This window comes from Nocardioides ochotonae, from assembly GCF_011420305.2.
In the GTDB taxonomy this organism is placed as follows: domain Bacteria; phylum Actinomycetota; class Actinomycetes; order Propionibacteriales; family Nocardioidaceae; genus Nocardioides; species Nocardioides ochotonae.
Window position 1 is genome coordinate 2,628,592 of sequence record NZ_CP061769.1, and the last position, 21,314, is coordinate 2,649,905.

Here is a 21,314-nt window from a genome sequence, read left to right on the forward strand (position 1 = left end):
GCGGTCCTCCTCATCGGGTATGGACTAGTTCCCAGTAGCCCATACAGCCGGCCAGGGCCAGGATCCCGCCGCCGACCACGTCGGGGTCCTCACGGGGGCCGACGGTAAATGTCGTCACGGCGACGGCCATCCCGCCAGGGACTAGGGACGCGCCAGCGACGTCGCCGACCAGGACCGACGCGCGGCGCGCGCCGAGGATGCGATCGAGCTGCGCGGCGGCGTAGTCGACAGCGTCGGCGTCGGTCACGACCTCGTCGGGTGGCATGTCGATGATGGGAAATAGGGCGGTCAGCCGGTACACCCGCGGCGCGCCACTCATGGCGGTCATCGCGGGCTCCCTAGCGGCGGGTGGTCTTGCCACATGACCGCGACGGGGTAGCCCTTGTCGTCGGGTATGTCGTAGTTGACGTGCTGCGCGCGGGCCTCGTGCAGGTAGTGGGCGGCGTAGTCCGTGGTCGTGTGGGCACATTGGTACTCGCGGCGGCACAGGTCTAGGCGCGCCTCGCAGACATAGGTAGGCATCCGTCCCTCCCGGTTTCGGCTCAGTCCCTCAGCCTGCGCCCGGCCTCGGGGGCGGGGTCGGGCCGAACGACCGGGGGGCGTGGGGCAGTTGTGCCCTGCCGATGTAGGAAATGTCGAAACTACCTACATTCCCTATTCCCGCTAGAAGCGACCGACCGCTTCTAGCACTAATAGAGGATGTAGGTAGTTTCGACACTTGCTACACGCCAAAGGGGCCGCTAGGACGCTAATCGCGTCCCGGCGACCCCTTCACGGTGGCGCAGGTTACAGGTCAGGCAGTGGCATCCCATTCCACGGCGACCTCGTCGGTCTGGCCTGCCAGATAGTCGGGGGCCAGGGCCGTGGCAGTGTCGCGCAGGGCCGCGTCAGTCGGGGTCCAGGAGAGGCGCTCCTCCCAGTTCTTCATCCGCCCAGGGCGGACCGTCCACGGCCCGAACCTCGTCAGCAGATCCGCGCGCTCAGTGTCGGTCGCCCGGTGCCACACGTCGGCGTACGTCTCACCGGTGGGACGCTCGATCCTGACACTGGCAACGTCCATCGCCTGCGCCTCCTTTAGCGCGCGCATGGCTGCCAGTTGTTCGGCCTGGAGCTCAGTGACGCGGTCCATGTCCTCCAGGTCGGCGTGCGCGATTGCCTCAGTGATCGCGTGCAGGTGGTGGGTCGCGCGGGCGATCGCCTCACGCTTGGCGGTGTCGTCACTGTCCTGGACGACCTCCATGACCGGCAGGGATCCGAACATGGTCAGGAACTGCCGCTCGAGGTAGCCGTCGGCGCGGGCGACCGAAATCGACCCGGCAGGGGCTTTGTCGATCGTGTGGACCGGGTCCACGCGGCGGCAGTGGTACTGATATCCGTCGGAGCGGGCGTGCGGCACCTTGTAGAGGCGTCCGCCGCAGGCCTCGCAGGCCAGGGCCGCGCCGTAGCCGCCGTTCGGGGTCCAGGTCTTAGTGCCCTTACGGTTAACCCAGTCTTGGATATCCGCCCATTCGGTCATCGTGAACACTGCCATGTCGGGATCCTCGAGCGCGGCGACGCCGGGCACAGGCTCCTTCGTGTCGCGCCCATTAGCGTCGCGCACGCGCGGGGGCGGGATGATTCCGGCGAGCCGTTCGTTGCGCAGCAACTTCGAGAAGTTGCCGGGCGACAGCCCCAGGCCCGCCGCGACCTTTCGGGCAGACTCACCCGCCATGACCGCGGCGACGGCGTCCCGCAGGAGGGGGGCCTGGACCGGGTCGGGGCGCAGGACCAGCCCGCGACCGGCAGGGTTAGGGACGGCGCGCAGCCCGTAGGGCGGGCGACCCGACGAGTGCCGCTTGTCCAGGCGGAACGCCTTCGCGGACTCAGTGCGGCGCTCCCTAATCAGGTCGCGCTCAAACTCGGCGACCGCACCCAGGATCATCAGCATGAACTTCCCCATGCCGCTACCGGACAGCCCAGCCTGCTCGACGACGACCAGCTCGACGCCCGCCTTGTCCAGTGTGGCGACCAGCCACAGGAGGTCCTTCAGGTCGCGGGCCATGCGGTCGATCTTCGTTACCAGGAACCGGTCGCCCCGCCTCATGTCGGCCAGCAGGCGCGCGCCTTCAGGGCGCTTGCGGAACGGCACCGACCCAGACACGGACCGGTCAAAGTAGTCGACGTAGTCGCCCACGACCTTCTCGTGCAGGGCGTTGGCTTGCCTGTTGATCGAGCCAGACGTGTCGACCCGGTCCAGTGAGATACGGCCATAGCAGCGGTCAGTCATCGTGCGTGTCCTTCGTTCGTGCGGGTGGTGCGGCATCCAGTCTAGGTGTGCGTGATTGTGTTTCAAGATTCGTCAACGGCGACATGACCGCCGGCAACCCCGAGCTCGCCAACGACCTGGGTGACCTGATGACGGCACGGACCTTCGCTCCGCCGGCCGGCAAGGCGCTGCCGAGCCGCTACATCGTCGGCGGGCACTCCGCCGGCGGTCACTTCGCGAGCGCGCTGGGCGCCCGCCTCGACGCCAACGGCTACGGCAACCTCGCCGGCGCGGTGCTGTTCGACCCCGTCGCCGCCGGCGGCTTCACCGCCAACCTGCAGGCGATCTCCGACGGCGGCAACCGCCAGGTGCTCGCCGTGACCGCCCGCCCGAGCCTGACCAACAGCTTCAACAACGCCCACGAGGCGCTGATCGGGCTGGCCAACCCCTACGTCGGCCTTCAGCTCGTGTGGGAGAAGTACACCCTGGGCGTGCCGGTCGGCGGCAGCTGCCACATCGACGTCGAGGGCGAGAACACCGACATCATCGGCATCGCCGGTGCCGGCTGCTCGGCCAACAAGACCCAGACCGCGCGACTGCGTGACTTCGGCTCCACGTGGGCCAAGGACCTCGCGACCGGCACCCGCACCGCGGCGTACTACTGCACCGACGCGGCGGTCGTCTCCACCTGCGGGTCCAAGGTGAAGGACCTCGTCGACCGCAGCCTGCCGCTCGCCGCGCCGATCCGCTGACCCTCGTCACCTGCCTGCCCCTGCGGCGCAGGCACTCCCCCCACCTAAGGACGACCATGTCACGACTTCGCGCCCTACCGACGCGCGCACTCTCGGCCCTGGTGCTCACCGCCCTCCTCGGGCTGGCGGCGCCGAGCACGGCCACCGCGGAAACCGCATCCCCGATCACGCCCGCGGCCGTCTCGACCTACCAGTCGCAGATCACCAACGACGGCACCAGCGTCTACTACCCGACGAACGCCACCGGCGAGCTGCCGGTCGCGCTGCTGCTCCAGGGCGGCAAGGTGCACCGCCAGCACTACAGCCAGTACGCCGCGGCCGTCGCGTCGTACGGCTTCGTGGTGGTGACCCCCAACCACCGCCGGCTGAACTTCTTCGACACCGACTACTACACCTCGACCAGCCAGGTCGGGGAGACGCTGTCGTGGATGGCGACCGAGAACGCGAAGGCGTCCTCGCCGCTGCACGGGCGCATCGACACCGACACGATGGTGCTGCTCGGCCACTCCTTCGGAGGTGCGACCGGGCTGTCCATCGCCGAGGACAAGTGCTCCATCCCGTTCTGCACGACCCTCTCCTTCGACCTGCCGGCGGCGGTGAAGGCGGGCTCGTTCTACGGCACCAACAACGCGATCCTCGGGATCCACCCGAGCATCGACAACCAGATCCCGGTGCAGCTCGTGCAGGGTCAGTCCGACGGCATGGCCGAGCCGGCGCAGGCCGAGAACACCTACGCCAAGATCGCCAACGGGCGCAAGCAGATCGTCCGGGTCTCCGGTGCCAACCACTACGGCATCACCAACGTCCAGAACCCCAGCGGGGCGACGGCGGAGACCAGCGCCCAGACCAGCACCCAGGCGGCGAGCATCGAGACCGCCGCCCGGTGGTCGGCGCTCTGGCTGCGTGCCCAGCTCGGCGACAGCGCCGCGGCGACGTACGTCTACACGACGGGCGACGCCGCGGACACCAGCGTCACGGTGAGCAGCGTGCGCTGATCTGACCTGGCTGATCTGACCTGGCTGATCTGGCCTGGCTGATCTGGCCTGCTCCGGCCCGGACGGGCCGCCACCCCGGTGGCGGTCCGTCCGTGGTCGGTGCGAGACGCTGACCCCGTGCCCGACGCCGAGACCGCCCTGCACGTCCTGCGGACCCGGTTCGGGCACGACGCGTTCCGCGGCCAGCAGGCGGCGATCATCGAGACCGTCGTCGCCGGCCGCGACGCCCTGGTCCTGATGCCGACCGGTGGCGGCAAGTCGCTGTGCTACCAGGTCCCGGCGCTGGTGCGCCCCGGCACCGGCGTCGTGGTCTCGCCGTTGATCGCCCTCATGCACGACCAGGTCGTGGCCCTGGGCGCGCTCGGGATCCGCGCGGCGTTCTGGAACTCATCCCTCGACCCGGCCGCGCGCCGCGAGGTCACTCGCGCGTACGCCGCCGGCGAGCTCGACCTGCTCTACCTCTCCCCCGAGCGGCTCGCCGCGCCCGGCACCCTCGACCTGCTGGCCCGGGCGCCGATCAGCGTGATCGCGATCGACGAGGCGCACTGCGTGGCCTCGTGGGGCCACGACTTCCGGCCCGACTACCTGACGATCTCGCGTCTCACCGCGCGGTTCCCCGAGGTGCCGCGGATCGCCCTGACCGCCACCGCGATCGCGGCGACCGCCACCGAGATCGCCGAGCGGCTCGACCTGCGACTCGGCCCGGACGGCGAGGGCCGGTTCGTGGCGTCCTTCGACCGGCCCAACATCGAGTACCGGATCGTGGCCAAGGACGCGGACCCGAGGCGCCAGCTGCTCGACCTGCTCGTCCGCGAGCACCGCGGCGACTCCGGCATCGTCTACTGCCTCACCCGGCGCTCGGTCGAGAAGACCGCCGCCTTCCTCACCGAGCACGGCATCGAGGCGCTCGCCTACCACGCCGGGATGCCGACGGAGGTCCGCAGCGCCACCCAGGCCCGGTTCCAGCACGAGCCGCTGGTCGTGGTCGCGACGATCGCCTTCGGCATGGGCATCGACAAGCCCGACGTGCGCTTCGTGGCCCACCTGGACCTGCCGAAGTCGATCGAGGGCTACTACCAGGAGACCGGCCGCGCGGGGCGCGACGGGCGCCCCGCCACCGCGTGGCTCGCCTACGGGACCAGCGACGTGGCCCAGCTGCGCCGCTTCATCGCGCGCTCGCCCGGCGGCGTGGCGCAGCGCCGGGTGCAGACCGCGAACCTCGAGGCGATGCTCGCCCTGTGCGAGACCCTGCAGTGCCGCCGCGGACAGCTGCTGGCCTACTTCGCCCAGCCGGCACCCGAGCGCTGCGGGAGGTGCGACACCTGCACCGAGCCGCCCGCGGCGTACGACGCCACGCCTGCTGCCCAGGCCCTGCTCGGGGCCGTCGCGGAGCTCGCCCAGGACCGGCAGGTGGTCGACACCGCGGGCCTGCTCGAGCACCTGGGCGAGACGGAGGTCCCCGCGGAGCGGCTGCGCGCCGTCGTACGACAGCTGCTCGCGCAGGGCCACCTCGCCTGCGACGTCCGAGGCCGGCAGACGCTGCACCTGACCCCGACGTCGGCGCGGGTGCTGCGCGGGGAGGTCCGCGTCGAGCTGCGCCGCGACCAGCCGGTCGAGGCCGCCCGGGCGCCGCGGGCCAGCCGCAAGCGACGCAGCACCTCGAAGCGCTCGCGTCGTCGTACCGGCCGCGGCCGCACGCGTACGACGACCCGCACCGCCGCCGCTCCGGTCGTCCTCGGCGACCTCGACGCCGCGGCCCGGGACCGCTTCGACGCGCTGCACGCGTGGCGCCGCGAGCAGGCCACTGCCCTCGGTCTGCAGCCGTTCCTCATCCTCCAGGACCGCACGTTGGTCTCGATCGCCGAGCGCAACCCGCGCGACACCGCCCAGCTGCTCGACGTCGCCGGGATCGGGCCCACGAAGCTCGAGCGCTGGGGTGGGTCGGTGCTCGGGGTGCTCGGCCGACACTGAGCCTGCCCCTCACCCACCCGCTTTCGCCCAGTGAACGCCGCCGTCCCTGATCTCGGGGAGGTCAGCGGTCAGCGCTGACCCTGCTCGAGGACCGTCCTTCGATGGTGGGAGGCGTCGTCCGGCGCCGCACGAGTGGAAGGGGATTCCCATGCACACCACGATCAGGACGGCCAGCGTCGTGTCCGTGACCCTGGCCGCCGGGGCCGCCGGGGCGCTGCTCGGCGCCGGTCCGGCGGCCGCAGTCGTACCGACCGACACGGTCATCGACTTCACCGGGGACACCCCGGGTGACAAACCCGCAGGCTTCGTCAGCGTGGCGACCCCCGACGTGAGCTTCCGCGCGACCTCCGGGGACATCTCCGTCGGAAACTACGGCGCGCAAAGCAACGGGCAGGCGATCGCCGCCTTCGGCGATACGGCCGGTCTCGACATCCGTCTCACCCGCCCGACCACGAGCATCGAGATGGCCTTCGGCAACGACGACCCTGCGATCGTCGACACCACCGCGAAGGCGCGTCTGGAGGTCTTCCGCGGCACCACCGAGGTCGGCAGCACCGAAGTCGAGGTGAACGCCAACGACGTCATGGACCAGGTGATCCGATACGGCAACGCTCGGGTCTTCGATCGAGCGGTCCTCACCTACGTGACCGCCGCCGGTGTGGCCGCCCCACTCACGGAGGTCACCGACGACATCACGGTCGCGCCGCGCTGCACCAGGACGGGAGGTGCGGGCGGCAACGTCCTCGTCGGCACGAACGGGCGCGACGTGCTGTGCGGCGATACCGGCGCCGACGTGATCCGAGGCGGTGGCGGCGCGGACCTGGTGTACGGCGGCCTGGGCTCCGACACCATCTTGGCCGGTGACGACGGTGACTGGGTGAACGGTGGCGACGGCGCGGACAACATCCGGGGCGAGGACGGCGCCGACATCCTGCGCGGCTTCTCCGGTCGCGACCGGATCTCCGGTGGGACCGGACGCGACGTGCTCGTGGGCGGCACCAGCCGCGACCGCTGCGACGGCGGGTCCGGCCGTGACGTCGCGCAGAGCTGCGAGGTCAGGCGGAGCATCCCCTGACCCTGGGGTCGCCGGCGTCGGCGTCGCTCGGGGCATCGGCGCTCGAGCGGCGGGGTGGGCCCGTGCTCGCCGTACTCAGGGAGGTCTGAACCCCTCCTCGGATGGGTAGGACCCTGGCATGCCTCATCCCCTCCATGTCCCTGCCCGCGCCTCCCTCCGACGGGCGGCGGCCGCGACGGTCGTGGCGTCCGTCCTGGGCGCCGGCACCCTGCTCGCCTCTCCCGCCCAGGCGGCCTGGACGAGCGGCGTCCTCGTGCACGGTGGGAACGTCCTGGTCTGCAAGGTCCCCCTCGACGGCGGCGACCTGCGGGTCCGCGTGCGCCTCGACAACCGCAAGGCGGAGCACGCCCACATCGGCCTGCTCTACCGCCAGCGCGACGGGAAGCAGACCAATGTCAAGGTGCGGGCCGCCGCCGGCAAGCAGTCCGCCACGAAGTCGCTACGTCTGACCCGCGGGGACGTCGTCGGCTCCGGCATCTCGGAGGTCACCGTCGGCGGGCTGGGCGGCACGATGAGGCGCGCGAGCATCGCCCGCTGCTGAGAGTCGGTCGCGGGCGTCCGTCACCGCGCACCGAACCGATCGACAAGCGGGTGCGCGCCCACCTCGACGACCAGGTGGTCGTCGACAGCCGGCCCTCGCGCGACGCGCCACGCCACCCGTCCTCGTTCTTCGGGCCGCACGGCCCGGTCGCGCAGTGGTACGACGTGGCGCTCGGCGAGCGCACGGTCCCGCACGCCGCCTGGGTGCGCGACGATCCCGCGCTCGCGGACCTGCTGATCCTCAGCTGGCAGCCCGGGGTCCTGGACCGGTGGACCGAGGAGGACGAGACGGTCCTCATGCACCCGCGCGACCCGCACAAGCGGGTCGAGGCGCTGGCCAGCAGCCGGCACGTGGTCGTCGAGCTCGACGGCGTACGCCTCGCGGAGAGCAGGCGCCCGGTGCTGCTGCTCGAGACCGGCCTCCCGACCCGCTACTACCTGCCCCGCGAGGACGTCGCCCTCGAACTGCTCGAGGCATCCGACACCCGCAGCACCTGCCCTTACAAGGGCACCACCGACGACTACTGGAGCCTCCCGGGCCACCCTGAGGCGGACGACATCGCTTGGTCCTACGCCGACCCGTTGCCTGCCGTCGCGAAGATCGCCGGCCGGGTCGCGTTCTACGACGAGCGCGTCGACCTCACCGTCGACGGGGTCATCCACCAGCGGCCGACGACACCGTTCAGCTGAGAGCGCCGGTCGCCGTCCGGCCCACCGAGCGACCCGTTCTAGACCACGTGGTCGGGTGTGGGCGAACCCCGTCCCCCCACCGCGCCGGCTTTGTACGTTCGGCCCGGCCGGCCCGCGCAGCGGGAAGGCCCGTGCACGGCGCGCCTGCCTGCACTCCCGCCAGTCAGGAGCACGCACGATGACCGAGCAGACCACGCCCCCTCCCGGTGACGCCTCCGGGCTTCCCTCCGCGGCCCCGGCCTTCGCGCCGGCTCCGAGCTACGCCCCCGCGCCCGGCCACGCCCCCGCGCCGTACCACGCAGGGAACGGACCCGTGGGCCAGATCCGCGGCACCGGCGTCTGCATCGCGCTGGCGATCTGCACCTTCGGCATCTACACGCTCGTCTGGTACTACAAGGTGCACCAGGAGATGAAGAACCACTCGGGCGCCGGCCTCGGCGGCGGCGTCGCCCTGCTGCTGGCGTTCTTCGTCAGCATCGTGATGCCGTACCTGACCTCGAGCGAGGTGGGGAACCTGTACGCCCGCCGCAACAGGCCCGCACCGGTCTCCGGCACCACCGGTCTGTGGTACTTCCCGGGCTCGTTCATCATCGTCGGCCCGCTCATCTGGTTCATCAAGACCAACGGCGCCCTGAACGACTACTGGCGCACACAGGGCGCCGCCTGACCCACCCGCACGCCGCCCGCGGCCACCCCGCGTGCGGCGACGCCCGCGGTGCGCCTCACGAGCCGGAGGACGACGTACCGCTCTCCAGGATGCTGACGATGGAGTACAGCGAGAAGCAGATCGCGCCGAGCCCGACGAGCACCCGCGCGGCGATGAAGACGTTGGTGTCGGTGAGCGCCGCCTGGAACACGAACGCGGCCAGGAACAGGCAGGCAAGCGCGGTGCCGATCGGGAGCAGCGGCACCCGGTTGGCCAGGGCGAAGGTGTGCCGCCAGACCAGGGCGAGCAGGCCGACCTTGCTGAGGATGCTGAAGCAGACCAGGCCCAGCCCGATCATCACGAACCCCGGGGTGCGGTAGTACGGCTCCCGGTCGAGCACGAGCAGGACGACGCCCCAGACCAGGCTGAGCGTGCCCATCGCGATCACCAGCCCGGGCCACAGCGAGCGGTCCCGCGGGCCGTAGTCGTCCTGGATCTGGCGCAGGATGCTCAGCACCAGGCCGATCAGGCTGGTGCAGATCATCGCGAGCCCGGCGACCACGTGCCCCACGGTGAAGCGGGCGGGCGACGTGGTCATCGCCAGGTTGGTGATCGCGAACCCCCACCCCACGACGGCCAGCACCACCGGGATCACTGCCATCACGGTGACCGCGGAGCGCGGGAAGGCACCCGCGGGCGGGGTCCGCTCCCCCACCGGCAACCGGGAGTTCGCCGGGATCAGGGAGAACTTCGTGGACGCCAGCGCGACAGTGGCCACGCAGCCGCTGATCAGCCCGATCCCGAACACCACGTGACCGGCGACGTAGTGGTCGTTCTGCCCGGCGCCCGACTCCCCGGCGAACACCGAGACGCCGTAGCCCACGGTGATCGCGGCGACGAGGTAGCCGAGCGCCGGGTACAGGACCCGGTCGACGGCGTTGAACCGCCCGATCAGCTGGCGGATGATCGTCGCGGCCGTGCAGAACAGGCACAGGCAGATCGCGCCGAGCGCGGTCACGACGCGTCCCGCGACGAAGTTGCCGGGCTGGTCCCCCGCGTTCGCGACGTAGAGGCCGAAGCCGACGCACACCCCCATCATCGCGAGCGGGATGGCACGGAAGATGACGCTCACCAGATAGTTCACGCGACCACGACCCTCAGCCGAATTGCCGGATGGAGTGACCGGCCAAGTCGCGCCGGCCCATCCAGTGAAACACAGCCGGTCGGGCCGACCGGGTCAGTGCGTGATCGGCGCCTGAAGCATCCCGGCGATCGCGTCGCTGAGGAAGTCGGCCGTCGCGCCCCACTCCGCGGTGTCGCCGCTCTCCTGGACTCGCAGCTCGATGCGAGCGCAGACCGTGGCGACGATGTGCCCCATCAGCGACGCGCGGGCCCGGACGATCTCCGGGTCGAGATCACAGAGACGGGCCGCGATCGAGTCGTAGACCTGGATCCCTGCCCGGATGAGGTCGTCGGCGTCACCGAGCATCTCCGCGATCGCGGGGTCGTGGAACGCCTGGTCCAAGAACCTGGCCCGCCAGCTCGGGACGGGCAGCTGCGCGAGCACCTGGGTCAGCGGCACGACGAGCGCTCGGATGTCCCCGACCAGCGAGTCGGACTCCGCCAGAGCCGCCTCGCGAAGCGGATCCAGCGCGCGCTGGTGGCGCTCGACGAGGGCCCGCAGCAGGCCGGCGCGCCCGCCGAAGTAGTACCCGACCGCCGAGTGGTTGCTGTTGCCGGCGACCTCGGCGATCTTGCGGTCCGACACGTGGGCGATGCCCTGCTCGGCGAAGAGCCGCTCCGCGGCGTCCAGCAGGGACTGGCTGGCGTCGACTCGGGGCATCGGGGCTCCTCCCACCGGACAGTGACGACGGTTACGGTACGGACTTTCCCCGTTTTACGCCATCTGACTTACTCTGGACGGGTGGGTCGCTTCCGACCCCGATGACCCGCGACCGTCCGCCCCTCCCTCGGGGCCGGTCGCCCCGAGGAGACGCACGTTGAGCGCAGGAACCGTCGCGACCACCGAGAAGTACCCCCCGCCCCCGCCTGAGACGGCTGCCGAGCGCAAGGGCCGCATCATCGCCCTGTTCGTGATGCCGTTCTTGATGGTCACGATGATGTACGCGACCTACATGGGCACCATGCACGAGCCGACGCCCCGGAACATGCCGGTCGCGGTCGTCGGTGAGGGCGAGGCGGCGGCCACCTTCGCCGAGGTCCTGGAGTCCGGCTCGGACGGTGCGCTCGACGTACGGGTCGTCGCCGATGACGACACGGTCGAGGACCTCATGCTCGACCAAGAGGTCGTCGGCGCGATCTCGCTGCCGGGCCGCGACAACGTCGCGACCCTCCACCAGGCGATGGGTGGCGGCGCCTCGCAGGCCTCCCTCGTCACCCAGCTCCTCACCCCCGCCGCGATCGCCGAGGGCTGGCAGGTCGAGACCGTCGACCACGCACCCCTGACCGAGGGCGACGGCACGGGCACGCTCGTGCTGTTCGCCGCGATGGGCATGATGCTGGCCGGCTACGTACCGCTCAGCGGCCTGCTCATGGGCGCGCCGAACCTGCTGCGCCTGCGCCGGTTCATGCCGCTCGCGATCGGCTGGGGCGTGCTGACCAGCTCGCTGATCTGGCTGATCCTCGGCCCCGTGGTCGGCGCGGTCTCGGGGCACTACCCGCTGTTCCTCGGCGTCGGCACCCTCGCCGTCGTGGCCGTCACCACCGCACAGCTGCTGTTCACCAAGGTGATGGGCCCGTTCGCGGTGCTGCTCGGCATGCTCCTGCTGGTGGTGCTCGGGATGCCGGCGTCCAACCTGGCCATGTCCGTGGACACCATGCCCGCCTTCTTCGGCTGGCTGCACGGCGTACTGCCGCTGCCGGCCGCCGGCGAGACGCTGCGCTCGGTGCTCTACTTCGAGGGCAACGGGGCGTGGCGCCACGTGCTGACGCTCGCGCTGTGGTTCGTCATCCCGCTCGTGCTGGCCGCGCTCAAGGAGCGCAGGTCCGGGGAGCTCATCGTCGGCGGTCCGCTCTACACCGCCCCCGACGCCCCGCTCCCGGCGCTCTCCGGCGGCCCGGTGGCCCGCTACCGCACCCGGCTGATCGCGGTCGCGCTCTTCCCGCTGGCGATCATGGTCACGGTCGTCACCGTCATGGGCATCTCGATGCACAAGCCGGACGTCTCCGGCCTCCCGGTCGCCGTCGTGGCCTCGCCGGCGCAGGCCCAGCAGGTCGTCACCGCGCTCGAGGAGGGCATGGGCGAGATCACCGACCTGCGGGTCGTGGAGTCGGTGGAGGAGGCCAAGGACCTCATCATCGACCAGGAGCTGGTCGCGGCCTACGTGCTGCCGACCGCGGCCGGCGAGTCGCCGACCCTGCTGACCGCGAGCGGCGCGGGCATGAGCCAGCAGACCGTCGCCACCCAGATCTTCGACGCGGTGGCGGCCGAGGGCGGCGCCGAGCTCGTCGTCGAGGACATCGCCCCGCTGAGCGAGGACGACGTCAACGGCAGCAACAGCCTCTACGTCGGCATGTCGTGGATCATGGCGGGCTTCCTCTTCTTCGCCGTGATGCGCGGCGGCGCCCCGGACCTGACCCGCACCCGCCGCCTGGCCCCGCTCCTCACGGGCTGGTCGGTGGGCATCTCGGTCTGGCTGTGGTTCCTCTTCGACGTCCTGATCGGCGCCGTCAACGGCCACGCCCTGGAGATGATCGGGTACGGCGCGCTCACGGTCTTCGCCGTGGGCTGGGCGAGCGCGGTCTTCACCCGCCTGTTCGGTCTCGGCGCGCTGGTCCCGGTGATGATCGTGGTCATGCTCGCCGGCGTCCCGGCCTCCGGCGGCGGGCTCTCGATCTACATGGTCCCGGAGTTCTTCCGCCCGCTCGCCGACATCCTGCCGCTGCCGGCCGCGGTCGACATCGCCCGCTCGGTCGTCTACCTCGACGGCAGCGGCGTGGGCGGCAACCTGCTGGTGCTGGCGATCTGGGGCGCCGTCGGCCTCGCGCTCAACCTGCTGGTCGTCGACCCGTGGGTCAACCGCGCCTCCGCACGACCGCCCGCCCCGATGGGCCCGCGCTACCGCCCGGAGCGTCCGAAGAAGTCGGCGGCAGATGACGACGGCGACGACACCGGCGCCCGCCCGGGCGACGCGGCGCTGGAGCCCGCCGGAGTCTGAGCACGCAGCACACCACGAAGGGGCGGGGGCCCAGCGGCCCCCGACCCTTCGGCGTTCCTCGTGGCCTCAGAACCTCCAGCGCGTCGCGCCGTACGGCTCGACGACCTCGACCCCGTGGGCGGACGCGGCCTCGATGCCGAACACGTGCCACGGCGGCGGTCCTGCCGACTGCGCGCTGTACGGCGCGGTGAGCGCTCCGGCGGAGGCGTCCACCTCGCACGGCCAGCCCTCCGCGGCCCACCGCCCGGCGAGGCGCTCCAGCAGCGCCGGGTCCTGCACCAGCGCCGCGCGCCCCTCGATGACCAGGTCGACCTCGCGCAGGCTCACCGCGAGCACGCACCGCGGGTCACGGACGAGGTTGCGCCCCCGTCGGGTGTCGAGCCCGGTCACGAACCAGAACCGCTCGTCCGCCCACGTCGCACCGACGGCGTTGGCGTGCGGGCTCCCGTCGGCGTTGAGGCTGTGCAACCAGCAGGTGTAGCGCTGCGGTCCCCGGTTGTCCGACCTCGTCCCCGGATCGTTGGCCCCGGGCTCCAGATCGGCCTCCAGCCGGTCGTGCACCGCCTCCCAGCTCATCGTGGGCGAGTCGTAGAGCTCGGCGAGGTTGATGGTCTCCATACCGGTGTGGACCGCACGCGCCGCGCGCAGTCATCGGCGAGCGGGCTCAGCGGCGCCGGACGACCTCGGTCGTGAGCAGCCGGTCGCGGCCGTCGGTCCAGACCGTGTCGCGGCCGTTCCCGCCCAGGAGCATGTCGCGTCCGCCGCCTCCCCACAGCCGGTCGTTCCCGTCGTCGCCGCCGACCCGGTCGTCACCGGCGTCGCCGTGCAACCGGTCGCGGCCGTCCTGTCCGATGATCTGGTCGCGCCCGGCACCGCCGTGGATCACGTCGTTGCCCGACCCCGCCCGGATCCAGTCGCGGCCGCCGCCGCCCCAGACCCGGTCGACACCGGTGTGGCCGTTGAAGAAGTCGTCCCCCGCACCGAAGCGGACCCGGTCGTTGCCGGCGTCGCCGAGCACCGTCACCGCGAACGAGGCCGAGAGCGTGGAGGCGTCCACGTGGTCGTCGCCGAGGCGCGGCCAGACCTCCAGCAGCACCGGCTTGCGCGGGCTGGCCTTCGGCAGCCGGCACGACGCCCCGACCCCGCGGCGTACCTTGACCCGCTTGCAGGCCTTGGCCAGCTTGTGGAAGCGCTGGGTGCCGGTGTCGGTGATCCTGATCCGGTTGCCGTGCTGCCGCAGCGTGATCCGGTTGTCCTGCTGTCCGGTCAGGTAGCGGTAGCCGTGAGCGGTACGGACGAGCCGCGCCTGGTCCTTGAGCGGGATGAACGGGAACTGGCCCATGAGCTCGGTGGTGTAGTCGTACGGCGGGCCGGCGGTGCCCACGCCGTCCGGCGGGGTGGGGGTGGGCAGCGAGTCGGCGGCGGACGCTCCCGGCGACCCGACCAGCAGGGAGCCGGCGGTCACGGTGGCGAGCAGTCCGAGGGACCAGCGGCGGCCACGGGCCTGGGCTGCGTGCAGAGGCATGCGTCGGAGCATGGGGGTGGATCCTCCCGAGGATTTCGCTCTCCCTCTCGACCGAGGCATACCCGTCTGGAGCGCCTCGCCCCCGTCGCCACGAGGTGGCGCCGCACACCGTAGCGTCCTCCGGAGGCGTACCCAAGGTGAGCAGGAGCGCAGAGCTGAGGGCAGCCTGTCCTGTCTGGACACCATCCAGCGGCCGGGCGCACTGTGGAAGACCGACCCAACCCCACCCGGAGGTCTCCCGATGAGCACCATGGCCGATGTCGGCACCTGCAGTGTCGAGACCTGTTCGTTCAACCACGACGGCTGCACGGCGGACGCGATCACCGTCGGAAGCACCGGCGACCACGCGACCTGCGCGACGTTCATCTCGCTCGGTGTCAGCGGCGGGCTGCCCACGGTGCGTGCCCATGTCGGGGCCTGCCAGCGCGCCGACTGCGTCCACAACCACGACCTGCTGTGCCACGCCGACTCGGTGACGATCGCCTGGGGCGGGGACGAGGCCGACTGCATGACCTACTCGCCGGGCGCCTGACCTGGGCCGCGAGGTCCCGAGAAGCCCGAGAAGCCCAAGAAGCACAGCAGCCCCCGACCGACCGGTCGGGGGCTGCTGCATCTGGAGCGGACGACGAGACTCGAACTCGCGACCTCAACCTTGGCAAGGTTGCGCTCTACCAACTGAGCTACGTCCGCAGGTGCGAGGTCAATCATGCACCATGCGTCCCATCAGTCCCACATCGGGGGCTCAGCCCGCCTCGAGCACCCGGCGCAGGAACTGCCGCGCGCGCTCGGTCACCGGATCGCTCAGCACCTCCGGACCACCCCGCTCGGCGACCACGCCGCCGTCGAGGAAGAGCACCTGGTCGGCGACGTCGCGGGCGAAGCGCACCTCGTGGGTCACGATCACCATCGTCCAGCCGGTGCCGGCGAGGTCGCGCACCACGCCCAGCACCTCCCCCACCAGCTCCGGGTCGAGCGCCGAGGTGGGCTCGTCGAACAGCACCACCTCCGGGCGCAGCGCGAGTGCCCGGGCGATCCCGACGCGCTGCTGCTGGCCGCCCGAGAGCTGCGCGGGGTAGGCGTCCTCGCGCCCGGCCAGCCCGACCTGCGCGAGCAGCTCGCGAGCCCGGTCGACCGCCTCGTCACGCGCGATGCCCTGGGCGCGCACCGGGCCCTCGATCACGTTGCCGAGCACCGTGCGGTGCGGGAACAGGTTGTGGGACTGGAAGACCATGCCGCTGCGCAGCCGCAGCCGACGCAGCAGCGCGCGCCGGTCGCGCCGCCCAGCGGGGAGCGCCCCGTAGTCGACCTCGACCTCGCCGATGCGCACCGTGCCGGAGTCGGGCTCGGCCAGGGCGTTGAGCGAGCGCAGGACGGTGGTCTTGCCCGAGCCCGAGGGCCCGAGCAGCACGGTGCAGGTGCCGGCGTCGGCCTCGAAGCCGACGCCGCGCAGCACCTCCTGGTCCCCGAAGGTCTTGCGCAGGCCCTCGGCGCGGATGAGCGCGCTCATGCGACGTACCTCCCGAGCCGCCGCTCGAGCGGCTCCTGGGCCAGGGTGATCAGGTAGCAGAGGATCCAGTAGTACAGCGCCGCGAGGCAGTACAGCGGGAGGTACTCGGTGCTCAGCGCGGCCGCCACCTGGGCCTCGCGGAACAGCTCGGTCACCAGCACCACCGCCGCCAGCGAGGTGTCCTTGACCAGCGAGAGCAGCGTGTTGGACAGCGGGGGTACGGCGATCCGCGCGGCCTGCGGCAGCACGATGCGGCGCATGGCCGCCCAGCCGTCGAGGCCGACGGTCGCGGCCGCCTCGACCTGGCCGGTGGGCACCGAGAGGATCGAGGCCCGGATGATCTCCGCGGCGTACCCGCCCACGTTGAGGCTGAGCGCCAGGCAGGCCGCGGCGAAGCTGGGCAGGTCCACACCGATCTGCGGCAGCCCGTAGAAGACGATGAACAGCTGCACCAGCAGCGGCGTGCCCCGCACCAGTGAGACGTAGAACCGAGCCGGTGCGCGCAGCAGCCGCGAGGGCGACATCCGGGCGAGCGCCACCGCCAACGCGATCAGCAGGCCACACGCGAAGCTGACCACGGTGAGCGGGATGGTGCCGAGCAGCGCGCCGCGCAGCATCGGCCAGGCGGCGTCCTGGAGCACCTCCGCCGCGCCGCGGTCACGGTCGGAGCCGGCCACGTCGACGTCCCCGGAGCCGGCGACCGAGACGTCGGCGCCGAAGTACTCCTCGGAGATCTCCGCGAGCGTGCCGTCCGCACGCAGCTCGGCGAGCGCGGCGTCGGCCTGGTCGCGCAGCGCGGTCTCGTCACGGCGGAAGACCAGCGCCTGGCGGCCCTCCTCCCCCTCGGCGTCACCGGCGATCTTGATCTCGTCGGTGCCGCTGGAGGCCAGGTAGTCGAGCACCGCGATGTTGTCGTTGACCGTCGCGTCGACCCGGCCCTGCACCAGCAGCTCCGCGGTCTGGGCGAACCCCTCGACGGACTCCACGTCCGCCCCCGCATCGCGGGCGACCTGGGCCCAGTTGCTGGTCTCGGACTGCGCGACGGTGCGACCCTGGAGGTCGTCCAGGGAGGTGATGTCATCGGTGTCCGCGGCGGTGACGATGACGCCACGCGAGAACGTGTACGGCGTGCTGAACAGGTAGCGCGCGCGACGTTCGGGGTTGATCGTGACCTGGTTGGCGAGCACGTCGACGCGCCCGGAGTCCAGGGCGGGGAACAGCGCGTCGAACTGGGCGCGGACGAACTCCAGCTCCCAGCCGGCCCGGTCCGCGACCGCCTCGATGACCTCGATGTCGTAGCCGGTGAGGCCCTCGTCGGGGTCGACGTAGGTGAACGGCGGGTAGGTGCCCTCGGTGCCGACCCGCACCACCGTTCGCTCGTCCTCGTCGGCGGCGTACGCCGGGGCAGGCGTGCCGAAGCCCAGGGCGCCGATCAGGCCGGCGAGGAGGCCGCCGAGCAGCAGGAGCCCGACGGCGCGGCGCGCGGCGGAGGCACGCCGCGACAGGCGGGTGCGGGGGTGCTGGTCCACGGCGCTCACTCGGGTCGCAGGGCTGGCGGGCGGGTGGTCGGAGGACGACCAGCGGACCGGTACCCCCGGGACGCGCTCAGTAGCCGAGCCGGTCGAGCACCGTGCGCAGGTCCGGGTCGTCGGCGGGGCGACCGTAGCCCTCGGGGCCCCACAGGGCACGGGTCCAGTCCACAACCTGGCTCATCGTCGGCCCGGAGGCCCCGGGTCGCGCGGCGATGACCATCAGCTCGAGGTCGACGAGCCCCGAGCCGGCGGCCAGGTCCGGGGCGGCGTACCCCGTGCAGGCGGCGAAGGCGCCGGCGCGGCGGTAGAAGCGCATCCGCCGCGCCGGGTCGCCGTACGCCGGGTCGGCGGCGGGACTTTCCTCGGGCTCGACCTCGAGCACCAGCCAGTCGTCACCGCGCTCCCCCGCCACCGCGACCGCGTCGTCGAGCAGCGCCCGGCCCACCCCACCGGAACGGACATCGGGGTCCACGGCGAGGTAGTCCAGGCAGGTCGCCGCCAGCGGCAGCGCGCGGAGCACCGCGCAGCCGACGACCTGCTCGCCCTCGACGGCTACCCTCAGCCGCGCAACCCCGGACTCCAGGCGCGCCCGCAGCTGCGGCTCGGGCGCCCGCAGCTCCGGCGGGAACGAGCGCTCCAGCAGCCGAGCGGCTGCGCTGACGTGACGCTGGTCCCCGGCGATGATCGGCACGGGAGCATCCTCGCAGCCGAGCCCACGGCCTGACTCACACGCGACCGCACGAGGAGAGGACCGGGAGCGAGAGGAACCGCGCCTCGAGGAACGCATAGACCTCGGTGGCGTTGTTCAGCATGCCGCCGACGTGCAGGGGCGTGACGTTCGGGCTGAACCGCACCTTCGCCCCGCGCGCACACCAGTCGCGCACCAGCTGTTCGCCCACAGCGAACGGGACCACGTCGTCGAGGCGGCTGTGGGTGATCAGCACCGGAGCCGACGGCGCGCGCCGCCCGATGCGCTGGTCGTCGATCATGGTGCGGAACGGCTCGCGCTGGATGAGCTCGGCCAGCGAGGCCCCGTCGGCGGTGTAGTCGGCCGAGCTGGTGAACGCGCTGCCGAAGAGGTCGAAGACGCAGTTGTCGGCCATCTCGGCGTACATCTCGCGCCCCGCCTCGTTGAGGTACGGCGCGAAGTCGACGTCGTAGCTGGCGGTGAGGCCGGCGATGGCGTACCAGCTGAACTCGGAGAACAGGCTGTCGTCGATGGCGCCGGGCAGCTGGGTCAGGTCGGCCGGGGCCGCACCGGCGACGGTGCCGCGGACCTTGAGCTCGGGGGCGTAGGACCCGGCGAGCTCGGCGGCCGACGCCGCCGCGGCGCCGCCCTGGGAGTAGCCGTAGAGGCCGACCGGGTTGGCGCCGGTCAGGCCGGAGCCGGGGAGGCGCTGCGCGGCGCGCACCGCGTCGAGGACGGCGCGGCCCTGCGACTCGCGGTCCATGTAGGTGTGCATGCCGGCGGTGCCGAGACCCTCGTAGTCGGTCATCGCGACCGCCCAGCCGCGCGCCAGCATCCCCGACATGAAGATGCTCTCGTACTCGATGCCCTCGCCGAGCTGGCGCGAGGGCGCGCAGGTGTCGCCGATGCCCTGGGTCCCGGCGGCGTACCCGATCACCGGGCGGCGCCCGGGACCGATCCACGGCGTCTTGGGCACCAGCACCGTGCCCGAGACCGCGTGCGGGGTGCCGGTGCGGTCGGTCGAGCGATAGAGCACGCGCGTCGTGGTGAGGGCGATCCGGGCGGCGCCGGCCGGGTCGAGGGTGAAGCGCAGCGGCTCGCTGCGGACCAGGTCGCCGTTGGCCGGCGGCAGGGTGGCGGGGGCACGGTAGAAGGCCGGCAGGTCCTCCTGCGTGCTCGACGCCTCGGCGGCGTGACCACTCGGGGCGGACAGGGAGGTGAGCGGGACGAGGACGGCGGCTGCCGCGGCGGCCACCATCCTTCCGAGGCGGTGGGACACAGCGGGGCTCCTTGGGTGGGGGTGGGGGGACGGCGCGCCACAGCAGACCATGTGACGCCCGTCACCGACAAGGCCCCTGTCGGCGCGGGCACGTAAGGTACGAGCGGCCATGCACACCGATCAGTCCCCCGCTCCGAACGCCGCCCGCCTCGCCGCGCAGGGGCGCGCACCCGAGCCCGGCGAGCGACGCCTGCTGCTCGCCGTCGACGCGCCCTCGCTGCTGCACCGCAACCATCACGCGCGCGCCCACACCGACCTGCGCGACCGGCACGGCCGGCCGGCCTGGGCGCTGCACGGCATGCTGCGCCAGATCCTCGAGGCCGTCGACCTGTTCGCTCCCGATGCGCTGCTCTTCGGCCTCGACGACCGGGTGAGCTCCCAGCGCGAGCGGTTCTACCCCGGCTACAAGGCCGGGCGCGCCGCGAAGGACGCCACGCTCGTCGACCAGCTCGACCGGGCAGGCGCCCTGCTCGATGCGCTCGGGTTCCTCACCCTGACCCCGCGCGGCCTGGAGGCCGACGACGTCAACGCCTCCGCCGCTGCCTGGGCCGTCGAGCACGACTGGCGCTGCGTGCTCATCACCTCCGACCGCGACTCCTTCGCCCACATCAGCGAGCACACGCAGGTGCTGCGGCTGATCAACGGCGGCATCTCCGCGTCACCGCTGCTGAACCCGGCCCGCCTCGAGGCGCTGTACGGCGTGCCCGCGCACCACTACCTCGAGTTCGCCGCGCTGCGCGGGGACGCCAGCGACAACCTGCCCGGCGTACCGGGCATCGGGGAGAAGACCGCGCCGCTGCTGCTGTCCCAGATGGGCTCGATGCAGGCGGTCTGGGCCGACATCGACCACTGCGGCGGCGCGAACCTGGTCGCCACCCTCGACTCCTACTGCGAGGAGCACGGACTGCGCCGCATCGGGTCCACCCTGCTGAAGCGGCTCAGCGCGCCCGGTGCCCGCGAGCGCTACCAGTTCAACCTCGCGATCATGTCCGGGCGCACCGACCTCGACCTCGGGCTGACCCCCGATGTGCCCGGCTCCCGGGGCCTGCTCCCCCTCGACCATGAACGGGTCGCGCGCGTCGTGGACTTCCTCGGAGTCGGCTCGACGACGGCGCTTGCGCTGCGGGTGCTGACCGAGCCCCCGGCCTCCGCTCCGGGGCCCTCTCCGGTCTCCTCTCCGGGGCCGGAGCGCATCGTGGTCGCGGGCATGTGCGTGCGCGACGAGCGCGGCCACCTGCTGGTGGTGCGCAAGGCGAGCAGCAAGCTCTTCCAGCTGCCGGGCGGCAAGCTCGAGCCGGGCGAGACTCCCCTCGCGGCCGGCCTCCGCGAGACCCGCGAGGAGGTCGGGCTCGAGCTCACCGACGTCGAGGAGCTGGGCCGCTTCGAGGCACCGGCCGCCAACGAGCCCGGCGCGATCGTGGAGTCCACGATCTTCACCGCCGCGACCAGCGGTACGCCGGTCGCGGCCGCCGAGATCGCCGAGGCCCGCTGGATCGACCCCGCGGCCCCGGACGTCGCCCTCGCGCCGTTGCTGGAGCTCCGGGTGCTGCCGGCACTGCTGGCCGACGCCGTCGGCTGAGGGCCACACGTGGCGCGTGACAGGGCGCACGGGTTTCGGCGCGGACCGGGCTGGGCAAATTGGTCCAGACACCCTGTCGCGCCGGTCGGCGTCGCAGTCCGTATCCCGGGGA

The 21,314-nt window shown here is 72.1% G+C and carries 20 protein-coding genes and 1 tRNA gene; 10 read left to right on the plus strand and 11 right to left on the minus strand.

Annotated elements, in window-relative coordinates:
• Positions 1 to 10 precede the first annotated feature (10 nt).
• Positions 11 to 328: a hypothetical protein gene (locus HBO46_RS12725; RefSeq protein WP_166140853.1), complete on the minus strand. Its 318-nt coding sequence runs from the start codon at positions 326 to 328 to the stop codon at positions 11 to 13.
• 465 nt (positions 329 to 793) lie between these two features.
• A complete protein-coding gene (locus HBO46_RS12730) occupies positions 794 to 2,266 on the minus strand; it encodes a recombinase family protein (RefSeq protein WP_191480150.1) in 1,473 nt (490 codons plus the stop codon).
• 83 nt (positions 2,267 to 2,349) lie between these two features.
• Here HBO46_RS12730 and HBO46_RS12735 point away from each other — a divergent pair, with 83 nt between their 5' ends.
• The 7 genes from HBO46_RS12735 (at position 2,350) to HBO46_RS12765 (ending at position 8,935) form a co-directional block, all read left to right on the plus strand.
• Complete coding sequence (locus tag HBO46_RS12735; protein ID WP_166140720.1) at positions 2,350 to 2,997, plus strand: alpha/beta hydrolase; 648 nt, start codon at positions 2,350 to 2,352, stop codon at positions 2,995 to 2,997.
• Between the two features lie 101 nt (positions 2,998 to 3,098).
• Entirely contained in the window at positions 3,099 to 3,992 is an 894-nt protein-coding gene (locus HBO46_RS12740) for an alpha/beta hydrolase family protein (RefSeq protein ID WP_166140721.1), read from the plus strand.
• A 117-nt stretch (positions 3,993 to 4,109) separates the two neighbouring features.
• The gene (locus HBO46_RS12745) at positions 4,110 to 5,963 is read left to right on the plus strand and encodes a RecQ family ATP-dependent DNA helicase (RefSeq protein WP_224769030.1); all 1,854 of its coding nucleotides are present in this window, start codon (positions 4,110 to 4,112) and stop codon (positions 5,961 to 5,963) included.
• Positions 5,964 to 6,111: 148 nt separating this feature from the next.
• The gene (locus HBO46_RS12750; protein WP_166140722.1) at positions 6,112 to 7,038 is read left to right on the plus strand and encodes a calcium-binding protein; all 927 of its coding nucleotides are present in this window, start codon (positions 6,112 to 6,114) and stop codon (positions 7,036 to 7,038) included.
• Positions 7,039 to 7,156: 118 nt separating this feature from the next.
• Entirely contained in the window at positions 7,157 to 7,579 is a 423-nt protein-coding gene (locus tag HBO46_RS12755) for a hypothetical protein (RefSeq protein ID WP_166140723.1), read from the plus strand.
• A 50-nt stretch (positions 7,580 to 7,629) separates the two neighbouring features.
• Complete coding sequence (locus HBO46_RS20595) at positions 7,630 to 8,268, plus strand: DUF427 domain-containing protein (RefSeq protein WP_224769031.1); 639 nt, start codon at positions 7,630 to 7,632, stop codon at positions 8,266 to 8,268.
• A gap of 178 nt (positions 8,269 to 8,446) precedes the next feature.
• On the plus strand, positions 8,447 to 8,935 hold the full coding sequence (locus HBO46_RS12765; RefSeq protein ID WP_166140724.1) for a DUF4234 domain-containing protein: 489 nt from the start codon (positions 8,447 to 8,449) through the stop codon (positions 8,933 to 8,935).
• 55 nt (positions 8,936 to 8,990) lie between these two features.
• On the opposite strand, the gene HBO46_RS12770 is transcribed toward HBO46_RS12765, so the two are convergent.
• Together HBO46_RS12770 and HBO46_RS12775 are read right to left on the minus strand one after the other, a co-directional pair.
• Entirely contained in the window at positions 8,991 to 10,058 is a 1,068-nt protein-coding gene (locus HBO46_RS12770; protein WP_166140725.1) for a DUF2776 family protein, read from the minus strand.
• Positions 10,059 to 10,151: 93 nt separating this feature from the next.
• Positions 10,152 to 10,757, minus strand: coding sequence for a TetR/AcrR family transcriptional regulator (locus HBO46_RS12775; RefSeq protein ID WP_166140726.1), 606 nt, complete (start codon positions 10,755 to 10,757; stop codon positions 10,152 to 10,154).
• Between the two features lie 157 nt (positions 10,758 to 10,914).
• Between HBO46_RS12775 and HBO46_RS12780 the strand changes: the two genes are divergently transcribed.
• Positions 10,915 to 13,092, plus strand: a complete 2,178-nt coding sequence (locus tag HBO46_RS12780) for an ABC transporter permease (protein ID WP_166140727.1) — start codon at positions 10,915 to 10,917, stop codon at positions 13,090 to 13,092.
• A 66-nt stretch (positions 13,093 to 13,158) separates the two neighbouring features.
• Here HBO46_RS12780 and HBO46_RS12785 read toward each other — a convergent pair whose 3' ends face one another.
• Together HBO46_RS12785 and HBO46_RS12790 are read right to left on the minus strand one after the other, a co-directional pair.
• Complete coding sequence (locus tag HBO46_RS12785) at positions 13,159 to 13,710, minus strand: pyridoxamine 5'-phosphate oxidase family protein (protein ID WP_166140728.1); 552 nt, start codon at positions 13,708 to 13,710, stop codon at positions 13,159 to 13,161.
• A gap of 46 nt (positions 13,711 to 13,756) precedes the next feature.
• Positions 13,757 to 14,617: a calcium-binding protein gene (locus HBO46_RS12790; RefSeq protein WP_166140729.1), complete on the minus strand. Its 861-nt coding sequence runs from the start codon at positions 14,615 to 14,617 to the stop codon at positions 13,757 to 13,759.
• 241 nt (positions 14,618 to 14,858) lie between these two features.
• Here HBO46_RS12790 and HBO46_RS12795 point away from each other — a divergent pair, with 241 nt between their 5' ends.
• On the plus strand, positions 14,859 to 15,149 hold the full coding sequence (locus HBO46_RS12795) for a DUF1540 domain-containing protein (RefSeq protein WP_166140730.1): 291 nt from the start codon (positions 14,859 to 14,861) through the stop codon (positions 15,147 to 15,149).
• Positions 15,150 to 15,231: 82 nt separating this feature from the next.
• Here HBO46_RS12795 and HBO46_RS12800 read toward each other — a convergent pair.
• The 5 genes from HBO46_RS12800 to HBO46_RS12820 form a co-directional block, all read right to left on the minus strand.
• Positions 15,232 to 15,307, minus strand: a tRNA-Gly gene (locus tag HBO46_RS12800).
• Between the two features lie 52 nt (positions 15,308 to 15,359).
• Positions 15,360 to 16,124, minus strand: coding sequence for an amino acid ABC transporter ATP-binding protein (locus HBO46_RS12805; protein WP_166140731.1), 765 nt, complete (start codon positions 16,122 to 16,124; stop codon positions 15,360 to 15,362).
• Positions 16,121 to 17,653: an ABC transporter substrate-binding protein/permease gene (locus HBO46_RS12810; protein ID WP_224769032.1), complete on the minus strand. Its 1,533-nt coding sequence runs from the start codon at positions 17,651 to 17,653 to the stop codon at positions 16,121 to 16,123. The genes HBO46_RS12805 and HBO46_RS12810 overlap by 4 nt, the downstream gene beginning before the upstream one ends.
• A 76-nt stretch (positions 17,654 to 17,729) precedes the next feature.
• Positions 17,730 to 18,347, minus strand: a complete 618-nt coding sequence (locus tag HBO46_RS12815) for a GNAT family N-acetyltransferase (RefSeq protein WP_166140732.1) — start codon at positions 18,345 to 18,347, stop codon at positions 17,730 to 17,732.
• Positions 18,348 to 18,381: 34 nt separating this feature from the next.
• Positions 18,382 to 19,623, minus strand: coding sequence for a lipase family protein (locus tag HBO46_RS12820; RefSeq protein ID WP_224769033.1), 1,242 nt, complete (start codon positions 19,621 to 19,623; stop codon positions 18,382 to 18,384).
• 109 nt (positions 19,624 to 19,732) lie between these two features.
• Here HBO46_RS12820 and HBO46_RS12825 point away from each other — a divergent pair, with 109 nt between their 5' ends.
• On the plus strand, positions 19,733 to 21,202 hold the full coding sequence (locus tag HBO46_RS12825; RefSeq protein WP_224769035.1) for an NUDIX domain-containing protein: 1,470 nt from the start codon (positions 19,733 to 19,735) through the stop codon (positions 21,200 to 21,202).
• Positions 21,203 to 21,314: the final 112 nt, after the last annotated feature.